The sequence below is a fragment of the Thioflexithrix psekupsensis genome (genome assembly GCF_002149925.1).
Taxonomy (GTDB): domain Bacteria; phylum Pseudomonadota; class Gammaproteobacteria; order Beggiatoales; family Beggiatoaceae; genus Thioflexithrix; species Thioflexithrix psekupsensis.
In genome coordinates this window covers 190,613-204,356 of sequence record NZ_MSLT01000001.1, presented here as the reverse complement: position 1 = coordinate 204,356, position 13,744 = coordinate 190,613, and the positions used below count along the sequence as shown (strand labels likewise).

The window sequence follows — 13,744 nt, the reverse complement described above, 5'->3', positions numbered from 1 at the left end:
TTACGTCTATAAAAAACGCATTATCCCTTGCCTATTTATCTTTGTTAATGACTGTTCATTACAACAGCAAATTTCTGACATCGGATAAAATAAAGCTCAAATAACTGGTAAATCGCGCCGCGGCCGCGCCATCAATCACCCGATGATCGTAAGATAAAGACAAAGGCAACATTAAACGCGGCAGCCATTGTTCATCTTTATAAACGGGTTTTAAACTGGAGCGAGATACGCCTAAAATCGCCACTTCAGGCGCGTTAATAATGGGCGTAAAAGCCGTGCCACCGATGCCGCCTAAACTGGAAATTGTAAAACATCCGCCTTGCATTTCACTGGGCGATAATTTCCCGTCGCGGGCTTTTTTGCTGGCCACGCCCAAATCGGCCGCCAAATCGAATAAACCCTTTTGATCCACGTCTCGAATGACAGGCACAACCAAACCTTCTGGCGTATCCACTGCCACGCCAATATGCACGTATTTTTTACGAATCAATTGGGATTTGTCGGGCGACAACGACGCATTAAAATCAGGATAACGCTTTAACGCACTGGCTGAAGCCTTGAGCAAAAACGCCAATGGAGTCATTTTTACGCCGCGCCGTTCGCTTTCTGTGGCTAATTGCTGACGAAATGCCTCCATTTCGGTAATATCAGCTTCGTCAAATTGTGTGACATGGGGGACGTTTAGCCAACTGCGATGTAAAGCTTGTCCTGAAATTTTCTTAATGCGGCTTAATGGCACGGTTTCGATTTCCCCAAATTTGCTGAAATCGACCGCAGGAATTTCTGGAATGCCCACCGCGCTTGTACTCGCTGCGGCGACGGGAGTTTGTAGGGCTTGTTTGACAAATGCCCGCACATCATCGTGTAAAATACGCGATTTAAGTCCCGTTCCCTTCACTTTGCCCAAATCCACGCCCAATTCTCGCGCAAAACGTCGCACAGAAGGACTGGCATGGGCTTTTTTAAAGGCTGCTTCGTCTAACAAACTCACCGCTTGCACCGGTAAAGGCGGCCGATAAGGATAATCCGTATCCGCTTTTGGCATGTTATCGGGGAGATTTGCTGGGGTTTGCGTGGTTTGTGCCTCTCGATCTGCGGCTTTGGCTGATGCCACAATGGGATCAATGGCAGGTGCAGCGGGTGTTTTCGGGGGGGGTGCAGCGGCCGCGGGAATCGTCGCCGTTTTTGCGACGGCTTCCGAAGCCTCCACTTGTATTAACACGCTGCCTTGTGAAACACGATCACCAATTTTTGCCACTACGTTTTGTACAACACCAGCCACATCACACGGCACTTCCATGGTGGCCTTATCGCTTTCCAATGTCGCCAGCGGTTGTTCCACGGCGACTTTATCGCCCACTTTAACAAGTATTTCAATAATCGGCACATCGGAAAAATCACCGATGTCAGGCACTTTTACGTCTTGAACAGCCATCGTTATTTCTCCCCTTATACGCGACTAGGATTGGGTTTGTTGACATCCAGCTTGTATTTTTTGAGCGCATCGGTCACTTTACGCGGCGAAATTTCGCCCGCATCGGCCAAGGCTTTTAACGCCGTGACCGCAATGTAGTAACGATCCACTTCAAAAAATCGCCGTAAATTCTTACGTGTATCACTGCGCCCAAATCCATCCGTGCCTAGCACGTAATAAGGTTGGGTGAGAAACGGCCGAATTTGATCCGCCATCAATTTAATATAATCCGTCGCGGCAATAATGGGTGATTTACAGTCTTGAAAACACTGTTCAACGTAAGTTTTACGCGCTTTCTTTTCGGGGTTTAATAAATTCCACCGTTGCACGTCTAAACCCTCACGACGCAATTCGTTGAAACTGGTCGCGCTCCAAATATCCGCTGCAATATTAAAGTCTTGTGCCAATAAGGCTGCGGCTTCAATCACTTCGCGTAAAATCGTACCACTGCCGATTAATTGCACTTTTTTTGCATCTTGCAATGCGCTAGTTTTTAAGCGATATAAGCCTTTTAAAATACCTTCTTGAATTCCTGATTCTTTAGGCATTTCGGGTTGCAGATAATTCTCGTTCATGGCCGTGATGTAATAAAACACATCTTCTTGTTCGCTGACCATGCGTCTTAATCCGTCGTGAATAATCACGGCCATTTCGTAGCCGAAACACGGATCATAAGAAATACAGTTAGGAATGGTGGCGGCTTGTAACAAGCTGTGGCCGTCTTGATGCTGTAAACCTTCTCCCGCCAAAGTCGTACGCCCTGCCGTGCCACCGATGAGGAAACCACGCACTTGCATGTCTCCCGCTGCCCACGCCAAATCGCCCACCCGTTGGAAACCAAACATGGAGTAAAAAATGAAAAACGGAATCATGATCACACCATGATTGCTATACGCCGTCCCCGCAGCCATCCAAGAAGAAAATGCGCCTGCTTCGTTGATGCCTTCTTGTAAGATTTGTCCTTGTTTGTCTTCTCTATAATACATTAATTGATCCGCGTCTTGCGGCTCGTATAACTGACCTTGAGAAGAGTAAATGCCCAATTGACGAAACATCCCTTCCATACCAAAAGTACGCGATTCGTCAGGCACAATCGGGACAATGTGCCGTCCTAAGTTTTTATCGCGGGTTAATGCGGTCAGTAAGCGCACAAAAACCATTGTCGTCGATTGTTCTCGATCTCCACTGCCCGCTAATACCGTACCGAATAAGTCATCTAAAGGCGGTAAATTAAGCGGGCGCGCTTTGCGTTGGCGAGCGGGTAAATATCCCCCTAAAGCCTGACGACATTGTTGTAAATATTGAATTTCTGGGCTATTTTCCGCCGGGCGATAATAAGGCGCGTCGGCAATTTGCTCGTCGGCAATGGGAATATTAAAACGACGTTTAAAAGAACGTAAATCTTCTGTTCCCATTTTCTTTTGTTGATGGGTGATGTTTTGGCCTTCGCCTGCGGGTCCCATGCCGTAGCCTTTGACGGTTTTGGCAAGAATAACAGTGGGTTGTCCCGTATGTCTCATGGCAGCGGCATAAGCGGCATAGACTTTATGCGGATCGTGGCCGCCGCGATTGAGTCGCCAAATGTCTTCATCAGTCATGTTGGCGACCATTGCTTTTAATTCGGGGTATTTGCCAAAGAAATACTCACGAGTATAAGCCCCACCTTTGGCTTTAAAATTCTGGTATTCGCCATCAACGGCTTCTTCCATGCGTTTGCGCAATAAGCCGTCTTTATCCGCGGCCAATAACGGGTCCCACGCTGATCCCCAAATGACTTTGATCACATTCCAGCCTGATCCGCGAAAATCGGCTTCTAATTCTTGAATAATACTGCTGTTGCCGCGCACGGGGCCGTCTAAGCGTTGCAAGTTGCAGTTGACTACGAAAATGAGATTGTCTAATTTTTCTCGTGCGGCTAAGGCAATCGCGCCGAGGGATTCGGGTTCATCCATTTCGCCATCGCCCATAAAAGCCCAGACTTTGCGGTGGGTGGCGTTGATGATGCCGCGATCATTTAAGTATTTCATGAAACGCGCTTGATAAATTGCCATCAACGGACCCAATCCCATAGACACGGTGGGAAATTGCCAAAAATCAGGCATTAACCACGGATGCGGATAAGAAGATAAGCCGTCTTCGTGGGCGATTTCTTGACGAAAATGATCTAATTGTTGTTCGGTCAAACGCCCTTCTAAATACGCCCGCGCATAAACACCGGGTGCGGCATGACCTTGAATATAAACCAGATCGCCGCCGTGTTCGGCGGTGGGCGCGTGGAAAAAGTGATTAAATCCAACATCATAAAGCGTTGCGGCTGAGGCAAACGTAGCGATATGGCCGCCTAATTCGCTGCTTTTGCGATTGGCGCGCACGACCATCGCCAGCGCGTTCCAACGGACTAATGAGCGAATTTTCCATTCGAGTTCAGGATCGCCAGGGGTATGTTCTTCTTGATGGCGCGGGATGGTGTTGACGTAAGCGGTATTGGCTTTGTAAGGCAGGTAAGCTCCCGAACGACGCGCTTTATCAACCAGTTGTTCTAACAGATAATGGGCGCGTTCTGTGCCTTCTTGTGCCAGTACGGCATCGAGGGCATCCAGCCATTCTTGGGTTTCTTGGGGATCGAGGTCTGAATAAGACTCAGCCATTGGGGGACTCTCCTTTGTATTTTGCACGCTTGTTATGATGAAAAAAATAGGTTCAAGCGTTTTTTGGTGGGGTGATTTCTTTGGCGTGTTTTGCGCGGGGAAATCGTGGTTTGTTGTCGGTAACAACGGGGCTATTGTACGGTTTTTACGGCGGAGAAAAAGGGTGTTGCGATAAATTCGGCTTATGGATTCTATCGTGATAAAGCAGCGGTATTTTTAAGTGCTTGTTATTATTGTTATTTAACAGGATTAAGGACAGTTTTTGTGATTCATTTAATTTGTTAATGATGGGATAAAGTTTTGGGGGTGGGGGATTTTTTTTGGGGGAGTTTGGGAGGGGTGGGGTTATTGGTCTTTGGAGAGGCGGAAGATCATCCAAGCGTCTTTTGTGCCTTCTAATTTTTTAAAACCGGATTTTTCGTAAAAATCAATTAATTTATCATGTGCAGCTTGCAAAAGTACAAAACGCACAGCAACAATTTTTTTAACTTCTAAAGCACAACTAATTGCAAATTTGACAAGATATTCAGAGGGTTTTATATCACCCAACTCATTAATTGTTTTTTTTCTGAAGATAGTTTGAATATACAAATAGTCGATAAGAACAACAGGGTCGTTATTAAGCCGAGAAACAGACAGCGCAACAAATCCAACATATAATTCAGGACTTTTAAGCAAATAAATCTTGGTAACTCCTTTATTTGAGTCTTTCAGAAATTTTTTTATCAATTTCTCCTCCAAAGCGTTTTCACAATTGAACTTCCTCATTTCGCTCGTAACGTAAACTTCGCTTGAAAGTTCAATTAATTCGTAAGTGGTATTCAATAATTACCCTCCATTTTTCTTCTTTACAACATCAAGAGCCATTTTTGAAACTTTCACGTTTTTAAAAGTTTCTTCAATTGCACGAATGCGCGCCTCATCAACAGGAATTAACGAAATACTATCACGTTGTTTTTTGCTTAAACGAGTAGGGGGATTAATATTAACGACTCGTCCTGATGCAGTTAGTTTTACGGCCATAAAAACTCCTTATTTTTTAAACCCATATCAACCATTTGGACAATGTTTAGCTTGGTTAATAGTTCATGAATTACTAGCATTGTTACATCAGATTCACTGATATAGCTAAGAGACGGTGCCGGGCTTTTTTACTGCTCGCCCGGCTGGCAGGTGATTAATTAGAAGTTTTTGTTAGATTTATTTTTAAGGGTGGAAAGATATTATTTTAATTTTACGATTTTTTAGAAACTTTAATTTGATATAAATATTAGTACCATTATGGAAACAATTGAATTGAAAAAGAAGTTGCCCTTTAAATCTTTCATGTTCGTCTTCCAAAATATCTTCAAGATTATCTATTTTGATAGACTTTATAAATTGTTTGACTGATTTCCAGTCATTACCGATAAGATCTAATCGCATTTTTTCTGGATCACGTCTTTCAACTACACGAAACCAACGAGGTGAAGTTAACCGTTTTTCAATTTCTTCCTTGACTAATTTTTTATCTTCATAAAAGTCGCTGCGTAAATCATTTCTAAAAGTAATAGTTGTATTCTTCATGTTTTTTCCTTAATAAAGGTGAAAAGAATATATCCCATTCAGTCCACCCCATTCGAGGGGACGGGCTTTATTTTCACTTTTACAGAACATGAACACTACAATTACATCTACATCCAAGCTCCTACAATTACATCTACATCCAAGCTCCTACAATTACATCTACATCTAAACTCCTAATACAACTAATCAACAGAAAAAAGTCTAGCACTAACTGCTAGAGTTTTCCAATTATGAACTCTCGCTACTTTCTACAGACGACGAATCTTCAGCATTTTCCCCATGCTTACGCTTTTTTTTAGGTTTACTAGGTTTTGTTTCGGGTTTATAGGTTGAGAAAGTAAAGTCAGCAGTTTCCCCCAGTTCAGGAAAGGTAACAGTTACTTCAAATTTTCCTCCCATAGCCTCTATGTGTTTTCTAAAAAAACTGAGGTATTTATCCACTTGTTGTTCAACTGGATATAAATCTTGAATATTTTCATGAGGATTTAAATGTACTCTACAGTGTTTGCGAGCTTGATCAATTTTAGCTCTTAATTCTTCATCATTACCCATAAATACTCCCAAGCGTTTTGTGATTAATACGATTATAAAAAAATACAAATCATGTCGTATGTATTTTACGCCAGACCAATTACTCTGTCAACATACAATTCAATAGCCCAGCAAGTACAATATTAAAAGTGTAACAACTTGTTGATTGAATGTTCATAATGGATAAAAACAATAAGAAAATGCCATGACTTTAAAATCCACTCACAAATTCAAAAATAATTTTTTCTCTAAAAATTTCCTTAGTCAAATTAAATTCTTGTCCTGTATATACCAAAATTATGTGAGATATAAAAACAAATTAAGTTCTAATATCTAGCTAGATATTAGGTATAAGATACTGTTTAATTTTATTAAACTTAAACACTTTACCTGACAAAAAGGTCTCAAACATACTAGTGACTTCTTTAAAGCTTGATAGACGATGAAAATTCTTTCTGACCCAATTCTTACCTTGAAGCCAAATATCCTCGACTGGATTTTGCTCTGGGGCATTGGGCGCAAATCTTAATAAACGAACTTTCCATTCTGATTCTGGAAGTCCCCCATTTAATTTCTCTAAATAAGTTCTTAAACCTTCAGAACGATGATAACTTGCACCATCCCAAATAATCACATGACGGGCTTCTTTATATCTGTAAATGAGCCAGTTAATAAAGTCTATCGTATATTTTGTATCAGCTTTCTTTGCCCTATCTAAAATAAATTCTCCCGTATAAATATTCACCGCTCCATACCACGTTTGAGAAGTGCGATAATTACTCATCTTTATTGACGTTCTTTCTCCTTTTTTCGACCAAACATAACCACAAATATCTCCCCACAACTGATGGCTTTCGTCTTGCATCCAGTACATTACCTCTCCACTTTCTATCTGTTCACGCTCCTTATCTATTAAATCCTTAATCTCTTTTTTTTTAGCTTCTACTTTTACCTCATCTTTTGCCGAATTCTCTTTGTGTGTCTTCTTATAACTTAAATTCGCTTCTTCTAATAATTTAGTATAAGAAGTATTTGAAGAATAGAAAACATCATACTCCTCTTTTAAGTATCTCTTTAGTTCCTCTATTGTTATTGTCTTCTTTTCTTGTATCCAATTAATCACATCTTCTCGTTCACGCGGCTTTAAATACCCTGGCGAGCCTTTATACGCTAACTTTAATCCTTCCACCCCTGACGCTAAATAAATGGCTTTCCATTTATCCACAAATTGCACACTGACACAACACGCTAAAGCCGCTTCCGCACGCACAAAACCAAGCAAAGACATTCTTACTGCCATCGCTCGCTTCACTTCTCTCGCTTCACCTGTTGACATTAACTCTTCTAAATCTTCATATCTCTTGTTCATTATTCTCTCCTATTTAAAAAGTATTATTATACGACTCTGAAAAAATTGGTATAGGAATTTACCAATAACCACTCGTCAGTGTCCTTTTCCTTGGCCACCAAAAACCACGTATCAGAATCTGACTTAATATCAACTCTACCAAATCCATTTACAATATCGATGCTGGCAGGATGTAATGAAATTACTTCGTTATTAAAAAATCGAATGAAAATAACTTTTGGGTTGTAATAATCATAATTAATGTCGGGATAAAGTTCAGGCATGAGTGCATATTCTTCTTTAAACCAAAGCACTTTCACATCAGGAGAAAGATCAAATAACCACTCCTTAATTAAGGCATAGAGTGTATTTAATTTCTCTTCCCAAATGCGTGGATATTCTTCTTTTTTAAAGAAATATTCCTCTTTTTTTCTCTTAATTTACGTTACCTATTTCGTGAGTTTTTAGAAAAATTGCTAAATTTTTGTGGTTTATTTAGACCAATAAAATCTGATTCATAAAAACATCTTTTGGTCAGAATCAGAATTTACAGACACAAGAATTTTCAAAATTTATTCTTTCAAGTCGTTTATTTTAAACAGATTTTTTATTCTTTAATTCTGTAAATCCTAAAATTCTGTAAATTCTGATTCTGACAAAATAAGGATTCTATGAATCATATCTTTTTGGTATAGCAGTTTTTCATTTTTTGTTCAGTTAAAGAAACAAAGGTAAAGACAATTGGGCGAAGATCGGCGATAATCATAAGGATGAATCGAAAAGGAATGCTTCTCTCATGATCAGTGGACATCGCCGTTCTCGCCTGTTGATGTATTTCTTGCTGCTGCTGTTGTTGCTGCAAGGGATGGTGGCTGCGCGAATGCCTGTGTTAGGCTTGGGACAAGGCACAAAAATCGACACGACCGTAGTGGCTTTTCTGCCTTCATGTAATACTGAAACATCCGTCGATTCCACTCCTGACGCACCTAGAACACAAAATTGTGACACATGTAGTCTTTGTCATCTCACCCGCCATGCGGTCTCGTTTTCGCATCTATTCCTATTGCCGCCACTGGCAAGTGATACTTTTATCAAGGGTTTAACCCACCGCTTTCGTTCTCACATCATCAGCCCCGAACATCGGCCGCCCATTCTTGTTCTCGTGTAAAAAATCACTATAGCAAGATGATGTGATTTATAAAACCTTTATTTTGTCAGAATCAGAATTTACAGAATTAAAAAATTTTCAAAATTTATTCTTGCAAGTCGTTTATTTTAAACAGATTTTTTATTCTTTAATTCTGAAAATCCTAAAATTCTGTAAATTCTGATTCTGACAGAAAAATTTTATGAATGACTTAATTTTGGTATATAACCACTTGATTTATTTATCATAAAGAGGACATTATCATGACACGTCATCTGTCAGGGTTCGTGCTGTGTTCGGGTTTATTTTTGCTGCTTTTCAGCGGCTGCGAAGCCCCAAAATCCCCCGATAACACAGCCACAGAAACCGCATTAGAACACGCCGTTAAACATTTAGACCCGACTTACATTTGCCCGATGCACCCACAAATCATCAGCGACAAACCGGGGAATTGTCCCATTTGTGGCATGGCATTGGTAAAACAAAAAACCAGTTCCAGTACACAATCAAGCACTGTATCCGATTCTGCCGTATCTTCGCCCAGTTCTTCTCCTGCTACTCAGGAAATTCCCCCATTACCCGTAGTCACTATTGAGCCAAATGTAAAACAAAATATTGGCGTAAGAACCGCACACGTAAAACGCAACACCCTCGCCAAAACCATTCAAACTGTCGGCACAGTGACTTACGACGAAGATCGTTTAAGCCATGTTCACGCTCGTGCCGAAGGCTGGGTAGAACGTTTACATGTCCGTGCGCTGGGCGATCCCGTAAAACGAGGCGACACTCTTCTACAACTCTATTCGCCCGCCGTATTGGCTGCACAAGAAGATTTTTTGGTGTCATTACGCACCCAAGTCTCTGGAATTCAACCGTCGCGGGTGCGCGAGGGCGCGGCCAATCGCTTGCGTTTATTTGGTATTCCCGAATCATTTATAAAAAATCTGGAAAAAAACCAACAATCTCAAGCCAATTATCCCATTTTAGTCCCCCAAGATGGCGTTGTGACTGCGATTGGCGTGCGTGAAGGTATGTTTGTTAAGCCTGAAACGGAATTATATACCATTGCCGATTTATCACAGGTGTGGGTTATTGTTGATGTTTTTGAACAGCAATTAGACTGGGTTAAAGTAGGCTTAAAAGCAGAAATGAATGTAACGGCTCGTCCGCACCAAAGTTGGCAGGGAACAGTGGATTATTTATATCCTGAATTAGACCCTGTGACTAGAACTTTAAAAGCACGCCTACATTTTCCTAATCCAAAACGGGAATTAAAACCCAATATGTTCGCTAAAATTACCATTTATGGCGAACCTAAAACCAATGTATTAACCATTCCTAAACAAGCCCTGATTGTCACAGGACAACGAGAAGCCGTGATCACCGCATTGGGTGATGGACGATTTCAAGCTGTTGATGTAACAACAGGAATTTGGGAAAAAGATCAGATCGAGATCACTTCTGGTTTAACAGAAAATAATGTGGTGGTGATTTCAGGTCAATTTTTAATTGATTCTGAAGCTAATTTACAAGCCAGTTTTTTGCGTTTTCAACAAGCGCAATCTGACACCGCTCACAATCATTAATCGAGGTATCTGATCATGTTAAAACATGTTATTTATTGGTCAATTAAAAATCGTTTTTTAGTGTTAATTGCGACGGTTATTTTAGCGGCTTGGGGATGGATTGCGGTAAAAAATGCGCCATTAGATGCCATTCCTGATTTATCCGATGTGCAGGTGATTATTAAAACCAGTTATCCCGGCCAATCGCCGCGAGTGGTGGAAGATCAAGTCACTTATCCGATTACAACAACCATGTTAGCGGTGCCGGGGGCGCAAACCGTGCGGGGGTATTCGTTTTTTGGTGAATCTTACGTTTACGTGATTTTTGCTGATGGGACAGATATTTACTGGGCGCGGTCGCGGGTTTTAGAGTATTTAAATCAAGCGATTGCGAGTTTACCCGATGGCGTACAGCCGGCTTTGGGGCCGGACGCGACGGGGGTGGGTTGGATTTTCAGTTACGCGCTGGTGGATCGCACGGGACAACACGATATATCACAATTACGGGCGTTACAAGATTGGTTTTTAAAATTCGAGTTACAAAGTGTACACGGTGTAGCCGAAGTCGCTACCGCGGGTGGCGCAGTAAAGCAATACCAAATCGTAGTCGATCCCGATAAATTACGTATTTATAATTTACCTTTATCGCAAGTGATTGCTGCCGTGAAAAATGCCAATCAAGAAGTCGGCGGCTCTGTCATCGAATGGGCAGAAGCCGAATACATGATTCGCTCACGCGGCTATTTCCAAGATATTGAAGATATTGAACAAATTGCTTTAACCGTGACTTCTTCAGGCACGCCGATCCGCTTATCCGATGTGGCTGTAGTGCAACTCGGCCCTGAAATGCGCCGCATTGTCACCGATTTAGACGGCGAAGGCGAAGTGACAGGCGGCATCGTTGTCATGCGTCATGGCGAAAACGCGCTGGCCACCATTCGCCGCGTGCAAGACAAGTTAGAGGCGTTAAAATACAGCTTGCCCAATGGAGTAGACATTGTCACGACTTATGATCGTTCAGGGTTAATTTTACGGGCTGTTGATAATTTAAAACAGAAATTAATAGAAGAACTAATTGTTGTGGCATTAGTGTGTTTAATTTTCCTGTTTCATTTGCGTTCTGCTTTAATTGCCGTTATCAGTTTACCTTTGGGAATTATGACGGCATTTATTATTATGAATGCGCAGGGTATTAATGCCAACATAATGTCTTTGGGGGGAATTGCCATTGCGATTGGTGCGATGGTGGATGCGGCGATTGTGATGGTGGAAAATGCGCATAAGCATCTGGAACGCTGGCAATTATAGCATCCACATCGCACCATTAGCACTGAGGAACATTGGCAAGTGATTCATCGTGCTGCGAATGAAGTGGGACCTGCGTTATTTTTCTCTCTATTAATTATCACATTAAGTTTTATTCCCGTTTTTGCTTTAGAAGCACAAGAGGGACGATTATTTGCGCCATTGGCTTTTACTAAAACGTATGCGATGGCTGCGGCCGCAGGTTTAGCAGTGACGTTAATTCCTGTATTAATGGGTTATTTTATTCGCGGTCACATTCCTAAAGAAGACAGTAACCCATTAAATCTTTTATTAATTGCAATTTATCGTCCTTTTTTGCAATTAGTATTAATATTGCCGCGCACGACGTTATTGCTTGCTTTTTTAATGTTTTTTTCCATTGCTATTCCAATTTCAGGCTTAAATGGTTTATTTGAACCTTTGCGTTGGCCAGTTCAAATGAGCCAAATGATTTGGGATGAACCTATAGAGCATAGTTGGCGCGAAAAATGGTTATCTCAAGTTGATTTGTGGCAGGAAGAAACCACGCATTTTTGGCGCAATCAGTTTGCGGATTATCCGTTATTAGCGCGATTTGAGCAGGGTTTAGGTTCTGAATTTATGCCTGAATTATTTGAAGGCGATTTGATGTATATGCCAACCACTTTGCCCGGTATTGGAATTGGTAAAGCGCAGGAATTGTTACAACAAACGAATCGCTTAATTGCCAGTTTTCCTGAAGTTAAAAGTGTGTTTGGAAAAATGGGAGCAGCAGATACGGCCACCGATCCTGCGCCATTAAATATGGTAGAAACGGTGATTCAATTACATCCGCCCGAATTATGGCGAGAAGGCATGACCTTAGCACGTTTAATTGAAGAATTCGATCACGTGGTTAATATTCCCGGTGTCACGAATGCTTGGGTGATGCCGATTAAAACGCGAATTGATATGTTAGCGACGGGAATTAAAACGCCTTTGGGTGTTAAAATATCGGGTGCAGATTTAGACGTGATTCAGAAAATTGGACAGGAATTAGAACGCATTTTAATGGCCTTACCGGGGACACGTTCGGCTTATTCTGAGCGCGTGGCTGATGGGCGTTATATTGAGATTATTCCTGATCGGGTGGCTGCGGCGCGTTTTGGGTTAAATATCAATGAAATCAATGAAATGATTAGCATTGCTGTGGGTGGCATGACCATTACGCAAACGGTGGAAGGACGAGAGCGTTATCCTGTTTCTATTCGTTTTCCGCGAGAATTGCGCGATAGTTTTGATGGATTGGCGCGATTGCCGTTGATATTGCCCAATGGAATGCAAGTCCCTTTGGATCAAATTGCTGAGATTAAAATAACGTCAGGCGCGCCGATGTTGACCAGTGAAAATGCGCGCTTAAATGGTTGGACTTTTGTGGATGTTTCTCCAGAAGTTGATTTAGGTCGTTATATTGAAATGGCGCAGCAACATGTGCGGGAAAGTTTGTCATTACCTGCGGGTTATTCTTTGGTGTGGTCTGGACAATATGAATATATGTTGCGGGTTAAGGAATGGTTAAAGCAAGTCTTGCCATTGACTTTAATGATTATTTTTATTCTGCTTTATTTAACCTTTAATCGAATCGGTGAAGCGATATTGGTGATGGTGACATTGCCATTTGCTTTAGTGGGTGGATTTTGGTTAATTTATTTATTGGGATTTAATTGGTCGGTGGCGGTGGCGGTGGGTTTTATTGCATTAGCGGGTGTTGCGGCGGAATTTGGCGTGATTATGTTGGTTTATTTGGATAATGCTTTAAAGCAATATCAAGCCGAAAATCGTTTATATACCCATGCGCAATTAAAAGCGGCAATTATGGAAGGTGCAGTGTTGAGAGTTCGTCCTAAAGCGATGACGGTTTTAACCTTAATTGTCGGGTTAATTCCGATTTTTTTAACGGAGGGGACGGGTTCTGAAGTAATGCAACGTATTGCCGCACCGATGATCGGCGGAATGGTGACTGCGCCGTTATTGTCTTTATTCGTGATGCCTGCGTTGTATTTGCTGTGGAAACAGCCCGTAGTCAAGAAAAATGCAGCAGAACGGTGGCCAGAAGTGGTGGGGTGAGAAGGGTATTATTTTTGTCGATCCGTACCGTCCTCGTTCCTACATGCCATGTAGGAATGCCGTCCAGACGCGCCG

General features: G+C 41.7%; 10 protein-coding genes and 1 pseudogene. 4 read left to right on the top strand and 7 right to left on the bottom strand.

Annotated elements, in window-relative coordinates; translation table 11 throughout:
* Positions 1-58: 58 nt before the first annotated feature.
* The 7 genes from aceF to TPSD3_RS00860 form a co-directional block, all read right to left on the bottom strand.
* Positions 59-1,435, bottom strand: a complete 1,377-nt coding sequence (aceF, locus tag TPSD3_RS00890) for a dihydrolipoyllysine-residue acetyltransferase (protein WP_086486712.1) — start codon at positions 1,433-1,435, stop codon at positions 59-61.
* 14 nt (positions 1,436-1,449) lie between these two features.
* Positions 1,450-4,122 (bottom strand): pyruvate dehydrogenase (acetyl-transferring), homodimeric type, encoded by a 2,673-nt coding sequence (gene aceE, locus TPSD3_RS00885; RefSeq protein WP_086486711.1) that lies wholly within the window; start codon positions 4,120-4,122, stop codon positions 1,450-1,452.
* Positions 4,123-4,467: 345 nt separating this feature from the next.
* Positions 4,468-4,947, bottom strand: a complete 480-nt coding sequence (locus TPSD3_RS00880; RefSeq protein ID WP_086486710.1) for a hypothetical protein — start codon at positions 4,945-4,947, stop codon at positions 4,468-4,470.
* A 3-nt stretch (positions 4,948-4,950) separates the two neighbouring features.
* Entirely contained in the window at positions 4,951-5,145 is a 195-nt protein-coding gene (locus tag TPSD3_RS00875; protein WP_086486709.1) for a hypothetical protein, read from the bottom strand.
* Positions 5,146-5,328: 183 nt separating this feature from the next.
* Positions 5,329-5,688, bottom strand: a complete 360-nt coding sequence (locus TPSD3_RS00870) for a hypothetical protein (RefSeq protein WP_086486708.1) — start codon at positions 5,686-5,688, stop codon at positions 5,329-5,331.
* A 228-nt stretch (positions 5,689-5,916) separates the two neighbouring features.
* Positions 5,917-6,240 carry a hypothetical protein gene (locus TPSD3_RS00865; protein ID WP_086486707.1) on the bottom strand — a complete coding sequence of 108 codons (324 nt, stop codon included), beginning with the start codon at positions 6,238-6,240 and terminating at the stop codon, positions 5,917-5,919.
* Positions 6,241-6,556: 316 nt separating this feature from the next.
* Complete coding sequence (locus TPSD3_RS00860; protein ID WP_086486662.1) at positions 6,557-7,588, bottom strand: IS630 family transposase; 1,032 nt, start codon at positions 7,586-7,588, stop codon at positions 6,557-6,559.
* A gap of 775 nt (positions 7,589-8,363) precedes the next feature.
* Between TPSD3_RS00860 and TPSD3_RS17200 the strand changes: the two genes are divergently transcribed.
* The 4 genes and pseudogenes from TPSD3_RS17200 (at position 8,364) to TPSD3_RS17720 (ending at position 13,669) form a co-directional block, all read left to right on the top strand.
* On the top strand, positions 8,364-8,735 hold the full coding sequence (locus tag TPSD3_RS17200; RefSeq protein ID WP_140048447.1) for a hypothetical protein: 372 nt from the start codon (positions 8,364-8,366) through the stop codon (positions 8,733-8,735).
* Between the two features lie 242 nt (positions 8,736-8,977).
* Positions 8,978-10,300 (top strand): efflux RND transporter periplasmic adaptor subunit, encoded by a 1,323-nt coding sequence (locus TPSD3_RS00850; protein WP_086486705.1) that lies wholly within the window; start codon positions 8,978-8,980, stop codon positions 10,298-10,300.
* A gap of 15 nt (positions 10,301-10,315) precedes the next feature.
* Positions 10,316-11,953: pseudogene (locus tag TPSD3_RS17725) on the top strand (efflux RND transporter permease subunit); the annotation flags it as partial.
* Positions 11,951-13,669 carry an efflux RND transporter permease subunit gene (locus TPSD3_RS17720; RefSeq protein ID WP_217884333.1) on the top strand — a complete coding sequence of 573 codons (1,719 nt, stop codon included), beginning with the start codon at positions 11,951-11,953 and terminating at the stop codon, positions 13,667-13,669. The pseudogene TPSD3_RS17725 and the gene TPSD3_RS17720, both read left to right, overlap by 3 nt.
* Positions 13,670-13,744: the final 75 nt, after the last annotated feature.